The following is a 21,855-nucleotide window of genomic DNA, read 5'->3' as shown; positions in this document are numbered from 1 at the left end:
CGCATTCCCATATGTTCCCCGCCGGGCTATGCCGGCATCGCCACCTGAAGGAGGCCATGCATGGACGATGTGAAGATCGGCGAGATTCTTCTGCCGGGAGACGAAGCCGAGCAGGAGCGTCAGGGCCAGCGCGTGAAGAAGCGGTTCTGGCCGGTTCTGAAGCGCGCCATGCGGCAGGTGCCGTTCTCCCGCGATCTCGTCGCATCCTACTATTGCGCGCTCGATCCCCGCACGCCGACGAAGGTGCGCGGCATCCTGCTCGCAGCGCTTGCCTATTTCGTGCTGCCGCTCGACGGCGTGCCGGATTTCTTCGCGCTCGTCGGCTTTTCCGACGACATCGCCGTGCTGACGGCGGCCTTCGCCGCGATCCGCGGCCATATCCGTCCAGACCACTATGTGGCCGCCGACAAGGCCATGGCAGACGAGCCGGACATGCAGCCGGCCGGCCAGGCCTTCCGCTGACCGGACCTGCGGGAATGCGGGTCAAATTCTTGCCCTATTCCTTGTGCCTTTAAGGCGTCGACGGGTTCTATTCTCACCAAATGGGGACTGGGGACGCCCGCTTTTCCTAATGATGGGCAGCGGCGGGATTTCGACGCAGATTTGTCCCGGTGCGGCGCGGAAGACCTTCGTAAAATGATCGTGTGTTGACGGTTTGGTAACCTGAATTAAGTCAAAATAAATCAAATCGTCATCACGCGTGGCCGACACCGGCTTCGAAGGCTTTGCCTTCGGCCGGAAACCAATGGCAAGACAACCGGCAGGAAAACATGTTCGCAAGAAAGCTCGCAACCGCACTCGCCCTCGTTCTGACGACCGCAGGCGTGGTCTCGGCACAGACGCCGACGCGCATTCAGCAGTTCAATGCCTGGGGCGCCTATTCCTACCAGGCGAACAGCGGCAAGGTCTGCTACGTGCTCTCGGTGCCGAAGGAGAAGAACCCGGCCGGCGTCGACCACGGCGATGTCTTCTTCCTCGTGTCGCAGCGTCCGGGCCAGAACATCAGCTACGAGCCGCAGGCGATGATGGGCTATCCGCTGCAGGAAAACTCCAAGGTCAACGTCACCATCGACGGCCGCACCTTCGTGATGTTCACCAAGGGCAATTCGGCTTGGGTGGAAAACGCCGCGGAAGAGCCGGCGCTCGTGGCGGCCATGAAGGGCGGCAGGGACATGCAGGTCCAGGCGAAGTCGCGCCGCGGCACGGGCACATCCTATTCCTATTCGCTGTCGGGCATCTCGGCGGCGCTGAAGCAGATCGAAAGCTGCCGCTGACCCGGCATGTTCCGTAATTCTGGTAAGAGGCCGGCAGAGATGCCGGCCTTTCCGTTTCGAGGGTGCGGACCGGGACAGGTGACTTTGCGCCGGAACAATGCTAAAGGGCCGGCGACTGGGCCGTAAGCCGCATCGATCGGCGCTCCTGGCCCCCGCATGAACTTCAGTCGAGCATGGACCGCCTGCGGCGCAGAAGCCTGCGCCGGCGCCCCATGGTCTTGAGGAATGGCCCGATGGCAAGCATGGACTTCCTGAACACGGCCGCGCCCGTCAAGGCGCCGGTCGTCCGCAACATTCCGGCCGCCGAGAAGCCGTCGCTGATCGGCCTTTCGCGCGAGGACATGGGCCGCGCGCTCGTCGAGAAGGGCGTGCCGGAACGGCAGGTGAAGATGCGCGTCAGCCAGCTGTGGCACTGGCTCTACGTGCGCGGCGTCTCCGATTTCGACGACATGACGAACGTCTCCAAGGACATGCGCGAAATGCTGAAGAGGCATTTCACCATCGCCCGGCCGGAGATCGTCGAGGAGCAGGTCTCCAGCGACGGCACGCGCAAGTGGCTGCTGCGCTTCCCGCCGCGCGGGGCCGGCCGACCGGTCGAGATCGAGACGGTCTACATTCCCGAGGAAGGGCGCGGCACTCTGTGCATTTCCAGCCAGGTCGGCTGCACGCTCACCTGTTCCTTCTGCCACACCGGCACGCAGAAGCTGGTGCGCAACCTGACGGCCGAGGAAATCCTCTCGCAGCTTCTCCTTGCCCGCGACCGGCTCGGCGATTTCCCGGACCGCGACACGCCGGCCGGCGCCATCGTGCCCTCGGAGGGCCGCAAGGTCTCCAACATCGTCATGATGGGCATGGGCGAGCCGCTCTACAATTTCGAGAACGTCAAGCAGGCGCTCCTGATCGCGACGGACGGCGACGGCCTGTCGCTGTCCAAGCGTCGCGTCACGCTGTCGACCTCCGGCATCGTGCCGGAAATCTACCGTACGGGCTCCGAAATCGGCGTCATGCTCGCCATCTCGCTGCATGCCGTGCGCGACGACCTGCGCGACATGCTGGTGCCGATCAACAGGAAGTATCCCCTCAAGGAGCTGCTCGACGCCTGCCGCGCCTATCCGAGCCTGTCGAACGCCCGCCGCATCACCTTCGAATATGTGATGCTGAAGGACGTCAACGACACGCTGGAGGACGCCAAGCTGCTCGTCCAGCTGCTCAAGGGCATTCCCGCGAAGATCAACCTCATCCCCTTCAACCCCTGGCCGGGCACGAACTACCAGTGTTCGGACTGGGAGCAGATCGAGCGCTTCGCCGACTTCATCAACCAGGCCGGCTATGCCTCGCCGATCCGCACGCCGCGCGGCCGCGACATCCTCGCCGCCTGCGGCCAGCTCAAGTCGGAATCCGAGCGCATGCGCAAGGTCGACCGCATGGCCTTCGAGGCGATGATGATCGTCGGCCACGGCGAGGACGACTGACGGCCGTTTTGTCGCACGCTCCCATCAGAAAATGTGATTGGAGCAGCGGGTTGCGAGAATTGATTTGAAGGGCCGTTTTGCCTAGAAACAGCCTAAAATCATTCTAGGGAGACCATCCATGCGCCATATTCTGCTTGCCGTCGCGGCAACGCTCGCGATTTCGCTGCCCGCCAGGGCGCAAGACGTCACGGTTGCCGTGACCGCCATCGTCGAACATCCGGCGCTCGATGCCGCCCGCGACGGGGTCAAGGAAGCGCTGGAAGCGGCCGGCTACAAGGAAGGCGAGAACCTCAAGTTCCTCTACGAGTCGGCGCAGGGCAACCCCGCGACGGCCGCGCAGATCGCCCGCCAGTTCGCCGGCGACGGCCCGAGCGTCATCGTGCCGATCTCCACGCCCTCGGCGCAGGCCGTCGTTTCCGCGACGAAGGACATTCCGGTGGTCTTCACGGCGGTTTCCGACCCGCTCGGCGCGCAGCTCGTCAAGGACATGGACAAGCCCGGCGGCAACGTCACCGGCCTTTCCGACATGTCGCCGGTTGCCGAGCACCTGGCCCTGATCAAGGAAATCCTCCCCGAAGCCAAGACCATCGGCTACCTCTACAATTCGGGTGAGGCGAACTCCGTCTCGCTGCTCGCCGTGCTGAAGGAAGAGGCGGAGAAGGCGGGGTTCACGGTCGTCGAATCGGCCGCCACCAAGTCGGCCGAGGTGCAGGGGGCCGCGCGCGCGCTCGTCGGACGCGCCGACGCGATCTACATCCCGACCGACAACACGATCATCTCGGCGCTGGAAGGCGCGGTCGCCGTCGCGGAAGAATCCAAGCTGCCGCTTTTCACCGCCGACACGGATTCCGTCGCACGCGGGGCCATCGCAGCGCTCGGCTTCAACTACAAGGATGTCGGCAGGCAGACGGGTGAGGTCGTCGTGCGCATTCTCAAGGGCGAGAACCCGGGCGACATCGCCGTGAAGGTTGCCGCCGGCACCGACCTCGTCGTCAACAAGGGCGCTGCCGCCAAGATGGGCGTCACCCTGCCGGAGGCCGTCGTCGGCCGCGCGACCCGCGTGATCGAATAAGCGGCCGACCGCCGAACAGCTGAAACCGCAATCAACCGCTGCCGGATCGCCCGGCAGCGGTTGATCTGTTAGAAAGACCTTTCCCGCGGACGCCGCGGAACGGGTGAAAAGAGAAAGCGTAAGAGCCGTGAGCCTGATTGCCTTCTGGGGTGCCGTCGAACTGGGGCTGGTCTATGCCTTCGTCGCGATCGGCGTCTACCTTGCCTTCCGCGTGCTGGACTTTCCGGACCTGACCGTGGACGGGTCCTTTCCGCTCGGCGCCGCCGTCGCGGCCGTGCTGATCATCGCGGGCGTGAACCCCTGGCTGGCCGCGGCCGTCGCCATGGTGGCGGGCGCCATCGCCGGCCTCGTCACGGCGATGCTGAACGTGCGCTTCCGCATCCTCAACCTGCTCGCCTCGATCCTGACGATGATCGCGCTCTTCTCGGTCAACCTGCGCGTCATGGGCAAGCCGAACGTCGCGCTGATCAATGCCGAGACGATGATCAGCCCCTTCTTCGGCCATGGCCTGCGCGACTTCTACGTCCGTCCGCTCTTCGTCGGCATCCTGGTGGCCGTCGCCGTCGTTCTCGTCTGGCGGTTCCTGGAAAGCGATGCCGGTCTTTCGATGCGCGCGACGGGCGCGAATGCCCGCATGGCCCGCGCGCAGGGCGTCGACACCAACCGGCAGATCTACCTCGGCATCGCGCTCTCCAACGCGCTCGTCGCGCTCGGCGGCGCGCTCTTCGCCCAGACGAACGGCTTTGCCGACGTGACCTCCGGGGTCGGCACCATCGTCGTCGGCCTTGCGGCCGTCATCATCGGCGAGACGCTGTTCGGCGCGCGCGGCATCCTGATCGCGCTGATCGGCTGCGTGCTCGGCTCCATTCTCTACCGCATCGCCATCCAGCTCGCGCTCTCTTCCGACGTGCTCGGCCTCCAGGCCTCCGACCTCAACTTCGTGACGGCGCTGCTCGTCACCGTGGCGCTCGTTCTGCCGCGCCTTCGCCGCGGGGGAGCCGTCTGATGATCTCCGTTTCCGATATCAAGGTCTTCTTCGGCAAGGGCACGCCGCTTCAGAAGCAGGCGCTCGCCGGCGTCAGCCTCACCATCGAGCAAGGCCAGTTCGTCACCGTCATCGGCTCGAACGGCGCCGGCAAGTCGACGCTGCTCGGCGTCCTGGCGGGCGACGTGATCGCCACCGAGGGGCAGGTGCGGATCGGCACGACGGACGTGACCCGCCAGGGCACGGCGGCGCGTGCCGGCCGGGTCGCCCGCGTCTTCCAGGATCCGCTGACGGGAAGCTGCGGGGCGCTCTCCATCGAGGAGAACCTTGCGCTCGCGGCCCGCCGCGGCGAACGGCGCGGCCTTGCGGCTGCCCTCGGCCCGCAGCGCCGCGCGCATTTCCGCGAGCGCATCGCCGAACTGAACCTCGGCCTCGAGAACCGCATGCGCGACCGCATGGACCTCCTGTCCGGCGGCCAGCGTCAGGCGGTCTCGCTCGTCATGGCGACGCTTGCCGGCTCCGACGTGCTGCTGCTCGACGAGCATACGGCGGCGCTCGACCCGGGCATGGCGGAGTTCATCATGAACCTCACGCAGAAGATCGTCTCGGAGCGCAAGCTGACGACGCTGATGGTGACGCATTCGATGCGCCAGGCGCTCGACTACGGCCACCGCACCGTGATGCTGCACGGCGGCGAGATCGTGCTGGACGTGGCCGGCGACAACCGCAAGAACCTCGAGGTCGAGGACCTGATCGCCATGTTCCGCAAGATGCGCGGCCAGACGCTGGACGACGACGCGCTCCTGATCGGGTAGTCACTTCGCCTGCGTGAAGAAGATCTTCATCGCGAAGACGGAGAACACGCCGGCAAAAGTGTAGTCGATGCCGCGCAGGACCTTGGGGTTCTGCTGCAGCCAGGCCGCGAGCTTGTCTGCGGCCAGGATGACAATCGTGTTTACGGGCATGCCGACGACGATGAAGAACAGGCCGAGGAAGATCAGCTTGCCGGTGACGTCTGGGTCGCCGGCCGAGATGAACTGCGGCAGGAAGGTCATGAAGAAGATGATGACCTTCGGGTTCAGGAGGTTGACCCAGAAGCCCGTGGAGATGTTCGCGAGCGCCGTGCCGCGCGGGCCGGCCGCGGTCTTGACCGAGAAGTTCGAGCCGTAACGGATCGCCTGGGCGGCGAGCCAGAGCAGGTAGGCGGCGCCGCCCGTCTTCAGGACCAGGAAGGCGGTCGGCGAGGCGGTGATGAGCGCCGAGATGCCGAAGGCGACGAGCAGCGTGTGCACGACAATGCCGAGACTCGTGCCGACCACCACGAAAAGCGCCGGACCGCGGCCCTGCGAGAGCGCCCGGCTGATCGAAAGCGTCATGTCCGGCCCGGGCGTGGCGGCAAGCAGCAGGCTTGCGGCCGTGAAGGCGAGAAGCGTCGGGAGCGTGGGCAGGAAATCCATGGCGATGTCTCGAAAAGCCGGAGAAGATGGAAGATGTCTAATCCGCCTTTCGCAAGATTACCAATCAAAGTCTATGATGTGCTGTCATGGCGGTGTCTGCCGACGCTTCCCGCCCGCTGCCGGCATCCCGGCCTTGAGCCGGGGACCTGCCCGATACCCGCTGCGGTCGTGTCAGGGCTGCTCGACGAAGGCCCTGAACTTTTCCGCATAATCCTTGTGCCAGCGCGAGAGCGGCGGGCGGTTCTCGATGATGTCGCCGATCGCCCAGGCCATGCGGCGCTCGTCGAGCGCGCGGGGAGCCTCGTTGTCCGGGCAGAGGATGTAGAAGTCGCCGCGCTCCAGGCTTTCCATCATGAACTCGACGGTCTGGGCGGGCGTCCAGGCGGCATCGGGCTTTTCCGTGCGGTCGCCCCTGGTGAGCGCGGTGAAGACGAAGCCGGGGATCAGCAGGTGGGCGGAGACCTTCGCGCCCTCGGTGTTGCGCAGCTCGTGCTGGAGCGCCTCGGTGAAGACCTTCACGCCGGCCTTGGAGACGTTGTAGGCCGGGTTGCCGGGCGGCGTGGTGATGCCCTGCTTGGAGCCGGTGTTGATGATGAGGCCGGGCTCGCCGTGGGCCAGCATGTTGGGCCCGAAGGTCTGCGTGCCGTGGATGACGCCCATCAGGTTGACCGCAAGGATATGGTCCCAGTTCGCCTCGGCGCTGAAGATCGAGGTGTCGGGCTGGATGCCGGCATTGTTCATCAGCACATGCACCCGCCCGAAACGCTGGAGGACCGCCCGTTCCAGCGCTTCCAGCTCGTGCCTGTGCGCAACGTTCGTTTCCACGGCCATGACATTGGCTTCGCCGGCGATGCCCTCGAGCTCGGCGCGGGCCTCGCCGAGCCTGTCGACATCGAGATCGGCGATGGCGACGCACATTCCGGCCTCGGCGAAGCGCCGGGCGGCGGCAAGGCCGATGCCCGAGGCGCCTCCGGTGATGACGGCGACATTGGATTCCTTGATGATGTCTCGGATGCTCGTCATGGAATCACCTCTTCAATGGTCCACTGAGCGAATATGGGTTGCCGCTCGGCGCTGTCAAATCCGGTCTGCGCCGGCAAGCCTCCGGTCTCGCCCTTGCGTCACGCGCCAATCTCGCTAAAAGTGCCGCGACACCGGGCCTTGCGGGTTTGCCGCGGTCCTCCATGCAACGGACCTCATCATCATGGCATCACATAAAGACGTGAAGAAAGTCGTGCTCGCCTATTCGGGCGGCCTCGACACCTCGATCATCCTGAAATGGCTCCAGACCGAGCTCGGAGCGGAAGTCGTGACCTTCACGGCCGACCTCGGCCAGGGCGAGGAGCTGGAGCCGGCGCGCAAGAAGGCCGAGATGCTGGGCATCAAGGAAATCTTCATCGAGGACGTGCGCGAGGAATTCGTGCGCGACTTCGTCTTCCCGATGTTCCGGGCGAATGCGGTCTATGAGGGCGTCTACCTGCTCGGCACCTCGATCGCCCGCCCGCTGATCTCCAAGCACCTCATCGAGATCGCCGCCAAGACCGGCGCCGACGCCATCGCGCACGGCGCGACCGGCAAGGGCAACGACCAGGTCCGTTTCGAGCTTTCGGCCTATGCGCTGAACCCGGACATCAAGATCATCGCGCCGTGGCGCGACTGGTCGTTCAAGAGCCGCACGCAGCTCCTCGAATTCGCCGAGCAGCACCAGATTCCGGTCGCCAAGGACAAGAAGGGCGAAGCGCCGTTCTCGGTCGACGCGAACCTCCTGCACTCCTCCTCCGAGGGCAAGGTGCTGGAGGATCCGGCCGTGGAAGCGCCGGAATACGTGCATATGCGCACCATCTCGCCGGAAGCGGCGCCCGACAAGGCGACGGTCATCACGGTGGGCTTCGAGCGCGGCGACGCGGTCTCGATCAACGGCGTGCGCATGACGCCGGCGACGCTGCTCGCCACCCTCAACAATTACGGCCGCGACAACGGCATCGGCCGGCTCGACCTCGTGGAGAACCGCTTCGTCGGCATGAAGTCGCGCGGCGTCTACGAGACGCCCGGCGGCACGATCCTGCTCGCCGCGCACCGCGCCATCGAATCGATCACGCTCGACCGCGGCGCCGCGCACCTGAAGGACGAGCTGATGCCGCGCTATGCGGAGCTCATCTACTACGGCTTCTGGTTCTCGCCGGAGCGCGAGATGCTGCAGGCCCTCATCGACAGGAGCCAGGAGCATGTCGAGGGCGAGGTGACGCTGAAGCTCTACAAGGGCAATGTCATGGTCGTCGGCCGCGAGTCTGCGAAGTCGCTCTATTCCGACAAGCTCGTCACCTTCGAGGACGACCAGGGTGCCTACGACCAGAAGGATGCCGCCGGCTTCATCAAGCTGAACGCGCTGCGCCTGCGCACGCTCGCCGCCCGCAACCGGCGCGGCTGATCGGTTCGTATCTGAAATGAAAGGGCCTGCTGCCGGAGACGGCGGCGGGCCTTTTCATTCCGCCGGTTCCGTCGCGAGCTGCGCGTCGCGGCTGCAGACCGCGCGATACCAGGCGTGGGAGAGGATGGCGATCAGGCCCATGGCGGGGATGATCGTGCCGAAGGCGAAGAGAGGCAGGCCGATGGCAGCGGCGATGAGGCCGGCGAGGAAGCCCGCGCCCATCTGGATGAAGCCCATGGCGGCCGATGCCGAGCCGGCGATATGCGGGAAGGGCTCCATGGCGGCGGTCATCATGTAGGGCATGACGAAGGCGATGCCGAAGGCATAGATGCCGACCGGGCCCATGACGCTGAGGAAGGTCGGCTGCATCAGGTGCGAGGTCAGTGCGATCAGGATGCTGGCGACGCCGATGAAGCCGAGGCCGGGAAGGACGAGACGGGCTGGCGCGAAGGTCCGCATCAGCAGCCGCATGGCGACCGTGCCGGCGAAGAAGAAGCCCGACTGCATGAGCATGCCGACGCCGAACTGCGTGGGCGTCATGCCGACCCTGTCGATCAGCACGAAGGGCAGCATGGTCGCCTGTCCGTAGAGTGCGCCGACCGCGCCCGCCATGACCAGCGTGGCGGAGATGAAGCGGCTGCTCGCCGCCAGCTCGCGATAGCCGCGCAGGATCGGACGGATATGGCCCTTGGCCGGGTCGGGCGTGGTCGTCTCGGCCATATAGAAATAGACCGCGCCGCAGGCGGTGAGCGCGAAGCCGACCATCAGGAAGAAGATTGACTGCCAGCCGAAAAGGCCGAGCGCGAAGCCGCCGAGCGTCGGCGAGACGGCCGGGCCGATGGCGAGCATCATGCCCACCATGTTCATGATGCGGGCGGCCTCGGTGCCGGTGAACTGGTCGCGCACGATGGCGCGCGAGACCGTCATGCCGACGGAGGCGCCGATGCCCTGCACGAGGCGGCCTGCCAGCAGCACGCCGGCTGTGGGCGCGAAGGCCGCCATCAGGCTGCCGGCGAGGTATATGATCATGAAGACGAGCGTCGTCTTGCGCCGCCCGAGCACGTCCGACATGGTGCCGGAAACGAGCTGGGACAGCGCGAAGCCGGCAAAGTAGAGCGAGAGCGTCAGCTTGATCGCCGATTCCGTGGAGGAGAAGGCATGCACCAGCTCGGGCATGGCCGGCGTGTAGAGCGCCATGGAGATCGGGCCGAGCGCGACGAGGAAGGCGCTGATGATGCTCGTGCGGCGCTCGCTCATCCGCGGCCGGGTCATTGCCCCGCCTCCTTGACGAGCGCCAGCGCGGAACCGTCCTCCTCGATGGCGCAAAGGTTGGCGCGCAGCCGCTTCAGCCGGTCGCGCATCAGCTCCAGGTCCGCCTCGCCAATGCCGCTCGTCACCTCTCGCATCAGCTGGATCTGCTCGATGCGAATGTTCGTGATGAGGTCTTCGGCGGCCGGTGTGGTGAAGATCAGCTTGGCGCGGCGGTCGGCCGGGTCCGGCCGGCGCTCGATGAAGCCGAGGCTCTGCAGGCGGTCCAGATAGGTGGAGAGCGTCATCGGCTCGATGCCCATGCGCTGGGCGATCTCGAGCTGGCGGCTGCCTTCCAGCGTGGCGACGCGCACGAGGGTGCGGGCCTCGCCCGGCGTGAGGCCGAGGCCGGCGGTGGCGATGCGGCGCTCGAAGGCGCTGCGCAGCATGCGGGCAACGTCGATAAGGACGAAACCGAGGGCATCGGGATCGGGACGAAGGGACATGATCTCTTTCTGGGCTTATTATAAGCTTAGCTTACTATGTGCGGCCGGAATGGACAACCGCCAAGCTACCGCCGTAATGCATGACTGCCTTGCGAATTGACAAAATTCTCCCCGGCGCCACCTTGACGCGTGCCGGCGCAGGCGCTGGAATGCCCAGAGTTCCGCGGGGATTTCCGATGACTGCCTCCATGCTGTTCGGCGCTTTCATGGCCGCCCTTCTCTATGTGCTCATCCCCGGCCCGGCGTTCCTCGCCCTGCTCGGCATCGGCGCCGGGCAGGGGCGCAAGGCCGGCGCGCTGTTCATGGGCGGGCATCTTGCCGGCGACCTGCTCTGGTCGGCGCTGGCGCTCGTCGCGATCGTCGGCGCGAGGACCATCGGCACCATGGTCTTCGACGTGCTCGGCCTTCTCTGCGGTTTCTATCTCGCCTGGATCGGCTGGTCGGCGCTGAGGGCGAAACCGCGCGCGGACGGCGGGGCGGTGATGACGGTCGAGCGGCCGCTGCGCCGCGGGCTGATCTTCGGCCTCACCAACCCCAAGGGCTATCCGGTGGCGCTCGCGACCTTCACCGCGCTCCTGGCGAGCTCCTCGAATGCGCTGGACTTCGAGGCGCTGCCGACGCTTCTCGGCGTCTCCTTCTTCGGCTTCCTCCTTGCGGATGTCATCCTGATCGCCATCATCGGCGCAGGCATGGTGCGCCGCTTCTACCGCCGGCATGAGCTCAAGATCGTGCGCCTGTCGGGCCTCCTCTTCATGGGCTTTGCCGCGCAGGCCGTCTGGCACGCCGCGCCCGGGCTCCTCGGCTGGCGCCGGCCCTAGCCCAGACCGGCGGCACTTCCCTGCGTTTCCGGTGATCACGTAGCCGAGGCTTCGACCGCAGGAAAGCGGATCGTCACGCGCAGACCCCGCCCGCCCGCCCCGCTCTCCAGCGTCATCGTCGCGTCGAACAGGGCGGCGATCTCCTCGACGATGGGCAGGCCGAGGCCCATGCCGGGCGCGTCGCGATGCTCGCCGCGCGAAAAGCGCTGTCGCACGAGGTCGCGCCGGTCGGGCGGAATGCCGGGGCCGTTGTCCTCGACGGTGAGCAGCACGGCGTCCACCGCATCGCGCGCGCTGACCGTCACCTCCGCGCCCCGGCCGGCATAGGCAAGGGCATTTTCCACGAGGTTGCGCAACAGTTCGCCGAAGAGCAGCGGTTCGGCACGGGCGAGCGCCGGACCCTCGCCCTCGTAGCCGAGATCGATGCCGGCGTCCGCGGCGGCGGGAACGCGGTCCGCGGTGAACTGCTGGGCGAGCGCCGCGATGTCGATCGGGGCGGGTTTCTGCGGCTCGCTGGAGCCGGCGGCGTCGATCTTCGCCATGAGCAGCAGCTGGGCGAGGATGCGCTCGGCATGGGCGACGGCGGCGTCGCCCTTGCGGGCGGCCTCCTGCGCCTCCTCCAGCGTGCCGGCCCGGCCGGCGAGCGCGAGCTGCGTGCGGATGATGGCAAGCGGCGTGCGCAGCTGATGGCTGGCATTGCCGGAAAAATGGCGCAGCGCATCGAGCGCCGATTGCAGGCGCACCATGAAGGAATTGACCGTGTCGACGAGGCCCTGCACCTCGCTCGGCACGCGCTGCTCTATGGGGTGGAGATCGTTCGGGCTGCGCTCTGCGATGGCGTCGCTCAGGCGATAGAGCGGGCGGAGCGAGACCGTGACGGCGATCCAGACGATGATGGCGGCGCCGGCGATCATCATCGCAAGACGGAGCGCCGAGCGCAGCAGGATCGTCTGCGTCAGCTGGCGGCGGGCGATGGTGGTCTCGGCCACCGTCACGGCGAAGGGCACCGAATTGATGCCGGTGGAGGCGGAGCGCTGCAGCACGGCGATGCGGATCGGCTCGCCGCGGAAGACCGCGTCCGCAAAGCCGATCGGCCGGCCGGCCATGTCGGCAATGGTCGGCAGGGTCTGGTAGCCGGTGATGAACGCGCCGGGCGGCCCGTCGACGCGGTAGAAGACCCGGTCCTGCGCGGCGGATGTCAGCATTTCGAGGGCGACATAGGGGATATCGACCTCGAGGGCGCCGTTTTCCGTCACCACGACGCGCTCGGCGATGGCGAGCGCGGAGCCGGCGAGCACGCGGTCGGAAACGTTGTTCGCCGTCTTCACCGCCTCGTTGTAGGTGTCGAGGAGGGCGACGACGCCGATCACCGCCGTCGAGACGAGCAGCCAGAGGAGGAGGCGCCGGCGGAGCGAGGAGGTCGGAAAGAGGGTCAAGCGGCGCTCGCCTTGTCGAGATAGTAGCCGATGCCGCGGGCGGTGCGCACGGTAAGGCCGTGCGGCGCCAGCCGCTTCCTGAGCCGGCTCACATATTGCTCGATGGCGTTGGCGGAAAGATCGTCGTCGAAGGCGGCGAGCGACTGCATGATCGCCTCCTTGGCGACCACTTTGCCCGCGCGCATGAAGAGGATTTCCAATAGGCCGAGCTCGCGGGCCGGGATGTCGAGCGGCGCGCCCTCGGCGGAGAAGGTGCGCGAATTGAGGTCGAGCGCGACGCCGCCGAAGGTGATGGCCGAAGAACGCAGGCCCGCCTGCCGGCGCAGCAGCATGCGCACGCGCGCCTCGAACTCGGAAATGTCGAAGGGTTTTATCATGTAGTCGTCGGCGCCGAGATCGAGGCCGCGCACCCGCTCCTCCGGCGCGCCCCGGGCCGTCAGGATCAGGACCGCGGCCTTGCTGCTGCGGGCGCGCATGGCGCGCAGCACGTCGAGACCGTCCATCTCGGGCAGGGTCAGGTCGAGGATGACGAGGTCGAAGTTTTCCGACGCGATCGCGGCATCGGCGGAGGTGCCGTCACGCACCACGTCCACCGCATGGCCCGTGCCCTTGAGGATGGCGGACAGGCCGTCCGCCAGGGCTTCGTTGTCCTCGACCAGTAGGATGCGCACGTCGTTCCGTCCTCCTTGACGAAGCTTAGCGGCGGGCGGCGCACTTGTGAACGGCTCCGCGCTTTGGCAAGGTCGCGGCATGCGCCTTGTCCTCACTCTTCTCGCGCTGCTTGCAGCGCCGCCTTCCGCCCTTGCCGAGCCGACCTTCTTTCCGGCCCGCGACGGCAATGCGGACGCGCCGGTGCTGGTCGTCTATTCCTCGCTCGACGAACCGCTCGCCCGGCCGATGATCGAGGGTTTCCAGGAGGCCAATCCGGACGTTGCGGTGCGTTACGACGAGATGCTGACGGGCGAGGTGCACGACCGCATCGTACGCGAGACGGATGCCGGGCAGGAGACCGCCGACTTCGCCTTCTCCTCGGCGATGGACCTGCAGGTGAAGCTCAGCAACGACGGCTATGCCCAGCGCAGCGACCTGCCGATGAGCGAGCGCTGGCCGCAATGGGCCAACTGGCGCAACACGGCCTATGCGCTGACCTTCGAGCCGGCCGTCTTCGTCTACCACAAGCCGAGCTTCAAGGGCGAGAGGCCGCCGGCCTCGCGCGCCGAGTTCGTGGCCTATCTCAAGCGGCAGGGCGAAAGGGTGTTCGGCCGCATCGGCACCTACGACATCGAGCGTTCCGGCGTCGGCTTCCTGTTCATGGCGCGCGACCAGGAGCAGTTCGGCGACATCTGGACGGTGATCCAGGCGATGGGCGCGGCGGGCGTCAAGCTCTATTCGACGAGCTCGGCCATCCTGGAGCGCGTCGCCGACGGGCGCTTCGTTCTGGGTTACAACATCCTCGGCTCCTATGCGGCGGACTGGGCCTCGCGCCATCCCGACGTCGGCATCGTGTTGCCGAAGGACTATACCGTCGTCATGTCGCGCATCGGCCTCGTGCCGCAGGCCGCGGCCTCGCCGGAGCTCGGCCGGCGCTACCTCGCCTTCTTCATGTCGAAGGAAGGCCAGGAGATCCTGTCGCGCGAACTGCAGATCGCGGCCGTCAGCCCCGAGGTCTCCGGCTCGAACACGGCGCGCACGATGAGCGCGCTGCTCGGCGCGCAGCTGAAGCCCGTGCCGGTGAGCCCCGGGCTGATGGTCTATCTCGACCAGGTCAAGCGCGCCCGGCTGATCGCCCGCTGGAACGAGGTCCTGCGCACGCAATAGGCGTCTTGCCGCTCGACAACGCCGGTCCGTGCGTTACCATGTCAGGTAGATGTCAGCTTCTTGTGCTGGCTTAGGGCTCTTATCGTCCGTGGAGGCGGACGGAAGACCGGGAGGAGACGTCTGCCCCATCTGCGCCGGCGAACAGCCGTTCGTGCCGCCGAAGGCCGCTCCATCCTCCCGCCACGAGCAACGATGCGCGGACAAGCCGCGCCTGACGGAGGACAGACTCTTGAAACATTTCTTCCTGGCATCCCTCATTGCCGGCGCCATGGCGCTTCCGGCCCTTGCCGCAGACTATTCGATCATCGCGCCGGCCGGCCCCGGCGGCGGCTGGGACCAGACGGCCCGCTCGCTCCAGACGGTTCTTCAGGATGAGGGCATTTCCGGCAGCGTTCAGGTGGTGAACGTTCCGGGTGCCGGCGGCACGATCGGCCTTGCCCAGTTCGCCAGCCAGAATTCCGGCAATCCGAATGCGCTCATCATCGGCGGTTACGTCATGGTCGGCGCGATCCTGACCAACCAGTCGCCGGTGACGCTCAAGGACGTGACGCCGATCGCGCGCCTGACGGGCGAATACGAGGCGATCGTCGTGCCGGCCGCCTCGCCGATCCAGAACATGCAGGACCTCGTGACGGCGCTGAAGGCTGATCCGGGCGCGGTCTCCTGGGCCGGCGGCTCGGCCGGCGGCACGGACCACATCACGGCGGGCCTGATCGCCAAGGCTGCCGGCGTCGACCCGACCAAGATCAACTACGTCGCCTATGCCGGCGGCGGCGAGGCGCTCGCCGCGATCCTCGGCAACCAGGTGACCGCCGGGATTTCCGGTTACGGCGAGTTCGAGGCCCAGGTGAAGGCCGGCACGCTGCGCCTGATCGCGATCTCCAGCGCCGAGCGCATAGACGGCATCGACGCCCCGACCATCAAGGAGGGCGGCCTCGACGTGGTCGTCGAAAACTGGCGCATGGTCGCTGCCGCTCCCGGCCTTTCGGCCGAGCAGGTGGCCGCGATCAACGCCGACATCGAAAAGGCGGTCAACTCCGACTCCTGGAAGGAGATCCTCAAGACCAAGGGCTGGCAGAACACCTATCTCGCAGGCGATGCCTTCAAGGAGCAGCTCGACAAGGATGTCGCCGCGACGGAAAGCATCCTCAAGGATATCGGGCTCGTCAAATGAGCGAGGTCCCGTCCTCCAGGCAAAAGCGCCGCCCCGACAGGGCGGCGTTCATCATCGCACCGGTCCTCTTCGTGCTCGCGGCCGTGATCTGGTGGGATGCCGGCCGCCTTGCGGAAATGAGCAACTATTCCCGCATCGGTCCGGCCACCGTGCCGCATCTGGTGGCCGTCGGCCTGGCGTTGCTTGCCATCTGGACCGGCTTCGAGGCCTGGCGCGGCGATTTTCCGGAACGAGAACCCATCGAGGCGAAGCCGGTGATCTTCATCGTGGCGGGCCTTGCCGCGCAGATGCTGCTCCTGAAAACGGCGGGCTTCTCCATCGCGACGGGCGCACTCTTCGCGCTGACCGCCTTCGGCTTCGGCAAGCGCAAGCTCTGGATCTCGCTGCCGGTCGGCATCGCGCTCAGCTTCGCCGTCTACATCATCTTCGGCCGCTTGCTGCAGCTTTCGCTGCCCGCCGGGCCGCTCGAGCGCCTGTTCTTCTGAGGACCTGACGATGGGTACATTCGAATTCCTGCTGCAGGGCCTTGCCGTCGCCGCCCAGCCCATGAACCTCCTCTACGCGCTGATCGGCGTGACGCTCGGCACGGCCGTCGGCGTGCTGCCCGGCATCGGCCCGGCGCTCACCGTGGCGCTCCTGCTGCCGGTCACCTACAAGCTCGACCCCGCCGGGTCGCTCATCATGTTCGCCGGCATCTACTACGGCGGCATGTATGGCGGGTCGACGACCTCGATCCTGCTCAACACGCCGGGCGAAAGCGCTTCGGTCGTCACCGCCCTCGAAGGCAACAAGATGGCGCGGGCCGGCCGCGGCGGGCCGGCGCTCGCCACGGCGGCGATCGGCTCCTTCGTCGCCGGCCTCATCGCCACGCTCGGCCTTGCCTTCATCGCGCCCTTCGTCGTCAAGTTCGCGCTCTCCTTCGGCCCGCGCGAATATTTCGCGCTGATGGTGCTCGCCTTCGTGACCGTGTCCGCGGCCTTCGGCGACTCGACGCTGCGCGGCCTCACCGCCCTCTTCGTCGGCCTCGGCCTTGCCGTCATCGGCATCGACCAGCAGACCGGGCAGGCGCGGCTGTCCTTCGGCATTCCGGACCTGCTCGACGGCATCGAGGTGACGACGCTCGCCGTTGCCATGTTCGCCATCGGCGAGACGCTCTACGTCGCCTGTCAGGGCGACCGCATCCCCGACAAGGTGGAGGCGGTGAAAGGCTCGGTCTGGATGAGCGCCCAGGATTGGGCGCGTTCGTGGAAGCCGTGGCTGCGCGGCACCTTCATCGGCTTCCCGATCGGTGCCATGCCGGCGGGCGGCGCGGATATTGCGAGCTTCCTTTCCTACTCGACCGAAAAGCAGTTCTCCAAGCATGGCGACGAGTTCGGCAAGGGCGCGATCGAGGGCGTGGCGGGGCCGGAAGCGGCGAACAACGCCTCGGCCGCCGGCACGCTCGTGCCGCTGCTCTCGCTCGGCCTGCCGACGACGGCGACGGCGGCGATCATGCTCGCCGGCTTCCAGCAATACGGCCTGCAGCCGGGGCCTCTCCTGTTCGCGACCAATCCGCAGCTCGTCTGGGGCCTCATCGCGAGCCTGCTCATCGCCAACTTCATGCTGCTGGTGCTGAACCTGCCGCTGATCGGCCTCTGGGTGAAGCTGCTGACGATCCCCAAGCCCTGGCTCTACGCCGGCATCCTCCTGTTCGCCACGCTCGGCACGATCGGCGCCAATCCGTCGGTCTTCGAGCTCGGCATGCTGCTCGTCTTCGGCCTGCTCGGCTTTGCGATGCGCGTTTTCGGCTATCCGATCGCGCCGGTCGTCGTCGGCCTCATCCTCGGGCCGATGGCCGAGCAGCAGCTGCGCCGGGCCCTGGCGATCAGCCAGGGCGACGTGACGGCACTCTTCATGTCGCCGATCGCCGCCGTGCTCTTCGTGCTGGCTGCGCTCGCCGTGATCGTGCCGCTCATCCTCAGGGCGCGCGGCCGCGGCGAAGTCCTCTCGCAGTTCGCGGCGAACGAGGACTGAGGCCGTTCTTGACGGTTGAAAGAAATGCAGGCCGGAAATCCTTTTCCGGCCTGCACGCCTTGCATGGCTGGCCTGAGATTCCGTCGCTTGTACTTCGGGGGGCGAGGCCTCATCTTCTGCTCGTAAGCTAAAACAGAAAGCGAGCAATCCAATGACCACCCTCCGCAATTCCTTCGCCCAGGGCTTCTTCGGCCGGGCCTTCGCCGTACTGAGCGCTGCCAACGCAGCCGCCGCGGCTGTCGAAGGGCACCGCCGCCCGAAGGATCGCGACCTGAAGACCCTCGGCATCAACCCCGCCGATTTCCCGCGCGTCTGACGCGGGGCAGCGAATTCCCCTGATGAAAAGGCCCGCTGGTCGCAAGACCAGCGGGCCTTCTGTATTTCGGCTCGGCCCGGGAAAGCCGGCCGTCGGAACGGCCGGCCGGGGCCTCAGGCGTTCTCGCCGAGCTGGGCCGCGACGCGGTCGGTTCCGTGCGAGCCGCCGTGATGATGCTCCAATTCGCGTTCGCGCTTGTTGTAGCGGATCGACGACCAGAGGGAGATGCCGATCAGCGTCGCGCCGCCGAGGCCGGTGATGACCTCCGGAATGTGCACCAGCGTCTGGCAGTACATGACGACCGAGAGGATCAGGATCGCATAGAACGCGCCGTGCTCCAGGTAGCGGTATTCGGCGAGCGTCCCCTTGTCGACGAGCATGATCGTCATCGAGCGCACGTACATGGCGCCGATGCCGAGGCCGATCGCGATGATGAAGAGGTTCTGTGTCAGCGCGAAGGCGCCGATGACGCCGTCGAAGGAGAAGCTGGCGTCGAGCACTTCGAGATAGATGAACGCGCCGAGGCCGCCCTTGGCCGCTTCCGACATCGCCTTCTGCGAGGCGTCCAGCAGGCCGCCGACGACTTCCACTGCAAGGAAGGTCAGGAGGCCGTAGATGGCGGAGAAGACGAAGGTGTTGGCTTCCTCGCCCTCGAGCAGGTTCGAGAAGACGAGGATAAGGACCAGCACGAAGGCGATCTCGATGCCCTTGACGGTCGCCGAGCGGGCCATGTGCTTCTCGATGAAGCCGATCCAGTGCACGTCCTTCTCGTGGTTGAAGAAGTAGGTGAGGCCGACCATCATCAGGAAGGTGCCGCCGAAGGCGGCGATCGGCAGGTGCGCCTCGTGCATGATGCGGGCGTATTCCTGCGGCTCGCGCGCCGCGAGGATGATCGCCTCGATCGGCCCGATCCGCGCCGCGATGACGACGATCAGGAGCGGGAAGACGATGCGCATGCCGAAGACGGCGATGATGATGCCCCAGGTCAGGAACCGGTGCTGCCAGACCGGCGTCATGTCCTTGAGCTTGTTGGCGTTGACGATGGCGTTGTCGAAGGACAGCGAGATCTCCAGCACCGCGAGAACGGCGCAGATAAAGAAGACGGTCGCCATGCCGGAAAGCGTTCCGGTCGTCTGCCAGCCGAGCCAGGCGCCGAGCGCGAGGCCGACGGCGGTGAAGATGAATGCCCACCTGAGGTAGGAGAGGGTGGATTTCCCTTCGCCGTTGCCGATCATGACAGCGCCTCCATGAAAGAGGCCGCTGTGTTGCGGGAAATGACAGTGCGCATACCGTGGCGGGCATGCGGGTCAGGCATGGTCAGGATTTTCATGTGCTTTTGAATCCGCCGGCTCTATTGCTGGCGGTACCGACATCACGAGAGCGCCGTAAAACTCTCGCCAGAGGGGCCCGGCACCTAAGTTCACCGCGGCTACCGATGTCCAAGGCCGCGGATAAGCGGTGTTTTCACCGAAGTTCCCTTCCGCGTCAAGAGGCAGGTGGCCGCTCTGCCCTCTAATGCGGCAGGCTGCGCGCGGTTCCCTTAATTTGTGAGGGGTGCCCTGTACCAAGGTCCCCGTCCGTTCCTATATTCGCCGCACGATGATTTGCCAGAAAGGATGAAGCCCCATGACCGAAACGCGCATCGATCCAGCCCTCGTCGAGTGGAGCGGCCTCAACGGCCTGCCGCGTTTCGATCTCGTCAGGGACGAGGCCTTTGCGGCAGGCTTCGATGCGGCCCTGGCGGCACACGAAGCCGAAATCGACGCGATCGCGAACAACCCGGAAGCGCCGAGCTTCGACAATACGATCGTCGCGCTGGAAATCGCCGGTGACGCGCTGTCCCGCGTCTCGGCGCTCTTCTGGAGCCGGGCGGGCGCAAACACCAACGATACGATCCAGGCGCTCGAGCGTGAGATCGCGCCGAAAATGTCGCGGCACTATTCGAAGATCGGTACGAACGCCGCGCTCTTCAAGCGCATAGACGCGCTATGGGAAGGCCGGGAGGCGCTGGACCTCTCGCTGGAGCAGACGCGGGTGCTGGAGCGGCACTGGAAGGGTTTCGTCAAGTCGGGCGCCAAGCTCGAAAAGCCGCAGCAGGACCGGCTCGCGGCGATCAACGAGACGCTGGCCGGGCTCGGCGCGAAGTTCGGCCAGAACGTGCTCGCCGACGAGAAGAACTGGGTTCTCTACCTCGATGAGGGCGAGGCGCTCGACGGCCTGCCGGACTTCCTGAAGGACGCCATGGCGGCGGCGGCACGCGAACGCGGCCATGAGGGACGCTACGCCGTCACGCTGTCGCGCTCGATCATCGAGCCGTTCCTGACCTTCTCGGCGCGCCGGGACCTGCGGGAACAGGCCTTTCGAGCCTGGGTGGCGCGCGGGGCGAACGGGGGCGAGACGGACAACCGCGGCATCGTGAAGGAGACGCTGGCGCTGCGCGCGGAGAAGGCGAGCCTGCTCGGCTACGCGAACTTCGCCGCGCTGAAGCTCGACAACACCATGGCCAAGACGCCGGAGGCGGTGAACGGCCTGCTGATGGAGGTCTGGGAAAAGGCCGTGGCGCGGGCGCGCGAGGAGGAAGAGGAGCTTGCCGCGCTCGTCGCGGAGGAGGGGCGCAACCACGAGGTCATGCCCTGGGACTGGCGCTACTATGCGGAAAAGCTGCGGGCGAGGAAGTTCAACTTCTCCGAGGCGGAGCTGAAGCCCTACCTCCAACTGGAAAAGATCATCGACGCCTGCTTCGACGTCGCCGAACGGCTCTTCGGCATCCGGGCGATCGAAAAAAAGGGCGTGCCGGTCTATCACCCGGATGTCCGGGTCTTCGAGATCCGCGACCGGGAGGACAGGCTGGTCGCCATGTTCCTCGGCGACTATTTCGCACGGTCCTCCAAGCGCTCGGGCGCCTGGATGAGCTCCTACCAGAGTCAGCACCGCCTGCCGCTGAAGAACGGCGCGGTCGGCGAGCTGCCGATCATCTACAACGTCTGCAATTTTGCGAAACCCGCCGAGGGCAAGCCGGCGCTGCTTTCGCTCGATGATGCGCGCACGCTTTTCCACGAATTCGGCCATGCGCTGCACGGCATGCTCTCCGACGTGACCTATCCGTCGGTCTCGGGCACGGGCGTGGCGCGCGACTTCGTCGAGCTGCCGTCCCAGCTCTTCGAGCACTGGCTGACGGTGCCGGAGGTCCTGACCCGCTACGCGGTGCACTACCGGACCGGGGAGGCGATGCCAGGGGCGCTGCTCGACAAGGTGCTTGCCGCCCGCACCTTCAATTCCGGCTTTGCGACTGTGGAATTCACCGCCTCCGCGCTGGTCGACATGGCTTTCCATACGCGCGGGCCGGTCGAGGACCCGATGGCGGTGCAGGCGGAGGTGCTGGAGAAGATCGGCATGCCGAAATCGATCGTCATGCGCCACGCGACGCCGCACTTCCAGCATGTCTTCTCCGGCGACGGCTATTCGGCCGGCTACTACTCCTACATGTGGTCGGAAGTGCTGGATGCCGACGCCTTCGCCGCCTTCACGGAGACGGGCGATGCCTTCAATCCGGCGATGGCCGCGCGGCTGAAGACCTATATCTACGCGGTCGGCGGTTCCGTGGACCCCGAAGACGCTTACAAGGCGTTCCGCGGCAAGCTGCCGAGTCCGGAGGCGATGCTGGAAAAGAAGGGGTTGGCGGCTTGAGGCTTGCTGCCCTCGCCTTCGCTCTTGATCGCGCTCTTGTTCTTATGAGCTCTTGCCGCGACCGTGCCTCCCCGCCGACCTCTTGGTCGGGTCAAGCTCGACCATGACGGAGGAAGAGGGAGGCGGGTTAGGGGATGGGCGTGCGGGCACG

Annotated in this window: 21 protein-coding genes; 14 read left to right on the top strand and 7 right to left on the bottom strand. The window is 66.4% G+C overall.

Translation table 11 applies throughout. The annotated features are described in order from the left end of the window. Window positions 1-60 precede the first annotated feature (60 nt). From ACIIOY_RS20110 to ACIIOY_RS20085, 6 genes are all read left to right on the top strand, one after another. Complete coding sequence (locus ACIIOY_RS20110; RefSeq protein WP_411036457.1) at window positions 61-462, top strand: YkvA family protein; 402 nt, start codon at window positions 61-63, stop codon at window positions 460-462. 308 nt (window positions 463-770) lie between these two features. Further along, the gene (locus ACIIOY_RS20105; RefSeq protein ID WP_411036456.1) at window positions 771-1,274 is read left to right on the top strand and encodes an invasion associated locus B family protein; all 504 of its coding nucleotides are present in this window, start codon (window positions 771-773) and stop codon (window positions 1,272-1,274) included. A gap of 242 nt (window positions 1,275-1,516) precedes the next feature. Beyond that, window positions 1,517-2,746, top strand: coding sequence for a dual-specificity RNA methyltransferase RlmN (rlmN, locus tag ACIIOY_RS20100; RefSeq protein ID WP_411036497.1), 1,230 nt, complete (start codon window positions 1,517-1,519; stop codon window positions 2,744-2,746). A 118-nt stretch (window positions 2,747-2,864) separates the two neighbouring features. After that, window positions 2,865-3,818, top strand: a complete 954-nt coding sequence (locus ACIIOY_RS20095; RefSeq protein ID WP_411036455.1) for an ABC transporter substrate-binding protein — start codon at window positions 2,865-2,867, stop codon at window positions 3,816-3,818. Window positions 3,819-3,945: 127 nt separating this feature from the next. Continuing rightward, window positions 3,946-4,824: an ABC transporter permease gene (locus ACIIOY_RS20090; protein ID WP_411036454.1), complete on the top strand. Its 879-nt coding sequence runs from the start codon at window positions 3,946-3,948 to the stop codon at window positions 4,822-4,824. After that, on the top strand, window positions 4,824-5,618 hold the full coding sequence (locus tag ACIIOY_RS20085) for an ABC transporter ATP-binding protein (RefSeq protein WP_411036453.1): 795 nt from the start codon (window positions 4,824-4,826) through the stop codon (window positions 5,616-5,618). Before ACIIOY_RS20090 ends, ACIIOY_RS20085 begins: the two co-directional genes overlap by 1 nt. Here ACIIOY_RS20085 and ACIIOY_RS20080 read toward each other — a convergent pair whose 3' ends face one another. Then, on the bottom strand, window positions 5,619-6,260 hold the full coding sequence (locus tag ACIIOY_RS20080; RefSeq protein ID WP_411036452.1) for a LysE family translocator: 642 nt from the start codon (window positions 6,258-6,260) through the stop codon (window positions 5,619-5,621). A 171-nt stretch (window positions 6,261-6,431) separates the two neighbouring features. Next, window positions 6,432-7,283, bottom strand: a complete 852-nt coding sequence (locus ACIIOY_RS20075) for an SDR family NAD(P)-dependent oxidoreductase (RefSeq protein ID WP_411036451.1) — start codon at window positions 7,281-7,283, stop codon at window positions 6,432-6,434. 181 nt (window positions 7,284-7,464) lie between these two features. Between ACIIOY_RS20075 and ACIIOY_RS20070 the strand changes: the two genes are divergently transcribed. After that, window positions 7,465-8,688 (top strand): argininosuccinate synthase, encoded by a 1,224-nt coding sequence (locus ACIIOY_RS20070; protein ID WP_411036450.1) that lies wholly within the window; start codon window positions 7,465-7,467, stop codon window positions 8,686-8,688. A 54-nt stretch (window positions 8,689-8,742) separates the two neighbouring features. Here ACIIOY_RS20070 and ACIIOY_RS20065 read toward each other — a convergent pair whose 3' ends face one another. Together ACIIOY_RS20065 and ACIIOY_RS20060 are read right to left on the bottom strand one after the other, a co-directional pair. After that, on the bottom strand, window positions 8,743-9,960 hold the full coding sequence (locus tag ACIIOY_RS20065) for a multidrug effflux MFS transporter (RefSeq protein WP_411036449.1): 1,218 nt from the start codon (window positions 9,958-9,960) through the stop codon (window positions 8,743-8,745). Then, window positions 9,957-10,442 (bottom strand): MarR family winged helix-turn-helix transcriptional regulator, encoded by a 486-nt coding sequence (locus ACIIOY_RS20060; RefSeq protein ID WP_411036448.1) that lies wholly within the window; start codon window positions 10,440-10,442, stop codon window positions 9,957-9,959. Before ACIIOY_RS20060 ends, ACIIOY_RS20065 begins: the two co-directional genes overlap by 4 nt. Before the next feature lie 176 nt (window positions 10,443-10,618). Here ACIIOY_RS20060 and ACIIOY_RS20055 point away from each other — a divergent pair, with 176 nt between their 5' ends. Then, window positions 10,619-11,260 carry a LysE family translocator gene (locus tag ACIIOY_RS20055; RefSeq protein WP_411036447.1) on the top strand — a complete coding sequence of 214 codons (642 nt, stop codon included), beginning with the start codon at window positions 10,619-10,621 and terminating at the stop codon, window positions 11,258-11,260. A gap of 35 nt (window positions 11,261-11,295) precedes the next feature. On the opposite strand, the gene ACIIOY_RS20050 is transcribed toward ACIIOY_RS20055, so the two are convergent. Together ACIIOY_RS20050 and ACIIOY_RS20045 are read right to left on the bottom strand one after the other, a co-directional pair. After that, a complete protein-coding gene (locus ACIIOY_RS20050) occupies window positions 11,296-12,696 on the bottom strand; it encodes a sensor histidine kinase (RefSeq protein ID WP_411036446.1) in 1,401 nt (466 codons plus the stop codon). Next, on the bottom strand, window positions 12,693-13,367 hold the full coding sequence (locus ACIIOY_RS20045; RefSeq protein ID WP_411036445.1) for a response regulator: 675 nt from the start codon (window positions 13,365-13,367) through the stop codon (window positions 12,693-12,695). Before ACIIOY_RS20045 ends, ACIIOY_RS20050 begins: the two co-directional genes overlap by 4 nt. Before the next feature lie 79 nt (window positions 13,368-13,446). On the opposite strand from ACIIOY_RS20045, the gene ACIIOY_RS20040 reads away from it, so the two are divergent. From ACIIOY_RS20040 to ACIIOY_RS20020, 5 genes are all read left to right on the top strand, one after another. After that, window positions 13,447-14,514, top strand: coding sequence for an ABC transporter substrate-binding protein (locus ACIIOY_RS20040; protein ID WP_411036444.1), 1,068 nt, complete (start codon window positions 13,447-13,449; stop codon window positions 14,512-14,514). 229 nt (window positions 14,515-14,743) lie between these two features. After that, window positions 14,744-15,688, top strand: a complete 945-nt coding sequence (locus ACIIOY_RS20035; protein WP_411036443.1) for a Bug family tripartite tricarboxylate transporter substrate binding protein — start codon at window positions 14,744-14,746, stop codon at window positions 15,686-15,688. Further along, the gene (locus ACIIOY_RS20030) at window positions 15,685-16,173 is read left to right on the top strand and encodes a tripartite tricarboxylate transporter TctB family protein (protein WP_411036442.1); all 489 of its coding nucleotides are present in this window, start codon (window positions 15,685-15,687) and stop codon (window positions 16,171-16,173) included. Before ACIIOY_RS20035 ends, ACIIOY_RS20030 begins: the two co-directional genes overlap by 4 nt. A gap of 10 nt (window positions 16,174-16,183) precedes the next feature. After that, entirely contained in the window at window positions 16,184-17,701 is a 1,518-nt protein-coding gene (locus tag ACIIOY_RS20025; RefSeq protein WP_411036441.1) for a tripartite tricarboxylate transporter permease, read from the top strand. A gap of 151 nt (window positions 17,702-17,852) precedes the next feature. Continuing rightward, a complete protein-coding gene (locus ACIIOY_RS20020; protein WP_411036440.1) occupies window positions 17,853-18,017 on the top strand; it encodes a hypothetical protein in 165 nt (54 codons plus the stop codon). Between the two features lie 113 nt (window positions 18,018-18,130). Here ACIIOY_RS20020 and ACIIOY_RS20015 read toward each other — a convergent pair whose 3' ends face one another. Further along, window positions 18,131-19,252, bottom strand: a complete 1,122-nt coding sequence (locus ACIIOY_RS20015; protein ID WP_411036439.1) for a DUF475 domain-containing protein — start codon at window positions 19,250-19,252, stop codon at window positions 18,131-18,133. Window positions 19,253-19,643: 391 nt separating this feature from the next. On the opposite strand from ACIIOY_RS20015, the gene ACIIOY_RS20010 reads away from it, so the two are divergent. Continuing rightward, window positions 19,644-21,704 carry a M3 family metallopeptidase gene (locus tag ACIIOY_RS20010; RefSeq protein ID WP_411036438.1) on the top strand — a complete coding sequence of 687 codons (2,061 nt, stop codon included), beginning with the start codon at window positions 19,644-19,646 and terminating at the stop codon, window positions 21,702-21,704. Window positions 21,705-21,855 lie beyond the last annotated feature (151 nt).

It is taken from the genome of Shinella agrisoli, from assembly GCF_046557955.1.
Taxonomy (GTDB): domain Bacteria; phylum Pseudomonadota; class Alphaproteobacteria; order Rhizobiales; family Rhizobiaceae; genus Shinella.
Note: the sequence above shows the minus strand (reverse complement) of the source record. Positions and strands in the feature narration are given on the sequence as shown.

Bases quoted from the DNA above. Each gene is read 5' to 3' on its own strand.
- ACIIOY_RS20095 (WP_411036455.1), top strand. From the start codon at position 2,865: ATGCGCCATATTCTGCTTGCCGTCGCGGCAACGCTCGCGATTTCGCTG.
- ACIIOY_RS20055 (WP_411036447.1), top strand. From the start codon at position 10,619: ATGACTGCCTCCATGCTGTTCGGCGCTTTCATGGCCGCCCTTCTCTAT.
- ACIIOY_RS20025 (WP_411036441.1), top strand. From the start codon at position 16,184: ATGGGTACATTCGAATTCCTGCTGCAGGGCCTTGCCGTCGCCGCCCAG.
- ACIIOY_RS20085 (WP_411036453.1), top strand. From the start codon at position 4,824: ATGATCTCCGTTTCCGATATCAAGGTCTTCTTCGGCAAGGGCACGCCG.
- ACIIOY_RS20080 (WP_411036452.1), bottom strand. From the start codon at position 6,260: ATGGATTTCCTGCCCACGCTCCCGACGCTTCTCGCCTTCACGGCCGCA.
- ACIIOY_RS20015 (WP_411036439.1), bottom strand. From the start codon at position 19,252: ATGATCGGCAACGGCGAAGGGAAATCCACCCTCTCCTACCTCAGGTGG.
- ACIIOY_RS20010 (WP_411036438.1), top strand. From the start codon at position 19,644: ATGACCGAAACGCGCATCGATCCAGCCCTCGTCGAGTGGAGCGGCCTC.
- ACIIOY_RS20075 (WP_411036451.1), bottom strand. From the start codon at position 7,283: ATGACGAGCATCCGAGACATCATCAAGGAATCCAATGTCGCCGTCATC.
- ACIIOY_RS20040 (WP_411036444.1), top strand. From the start codon at position 13,447: ATGCGCCTTGTCCTCACTCTTCTCGCGCTGCTTGCAGCGCCGCCTTCC.
- ACIIOY_RS20105 (WP_411036456.1), top strand. From the start codon at position 771: ATGTTCGCAAGAAAGCTCGCAACCGCACTCGCCCTCGTTCTGACGACC.
- ACIIOY_RS20060 (WP_411036448.1), bottom strand. From the start codon at position 10,442: ATGTCCCTTCGTCCCGATCCCGATGCCCTCGGTTTCGTCCTTATCGAC.
- rlmN (WP_411036497.1), top strand. From the start codon at position 1,517: ATGGACTTCCTGAACACGGCCGCGCCCGTCAAGGCGCCGGTCGTCCGC.
- ACIIOY_RS20020 (WP_411036440.1), top strand. From the start codon at position 17,853: ATGACCACCCTCCGCAATTCCTTCGCCCAGGGCTTCTTCGGCCGGGCC.
- ACIIOY_RS20070 (WP_411036450.1), top strand. From the start codon at position 7,465: ATGGCATCACATAAAGACGTGAAGAAAGTCGTGCTCGCCTATTCGGGC.
- ACIIOY_RS20030 (WP_411036442.1), top strand. From the start codon at position 15,685: ATGAGCGAGGTCCCGTCCTCCAGGCAAAAGCGCCGCCCCGACAGGGCG.
- ACIIOY_RS20110 (WP_411036457.1), top strand. From the start codon at position 61: ATGGACGATGTGAAGATCGGCGAGATTCTTCTGCCGGGAGACGAAGCC.
- ACIIOY_RS20065 (WP_411036449.1), bottom strand. From the start codon at position 9,960: ATGACCCGGCCGCGGATGAGCGAGCGCCGCACGAGCATCATCAGCGCC.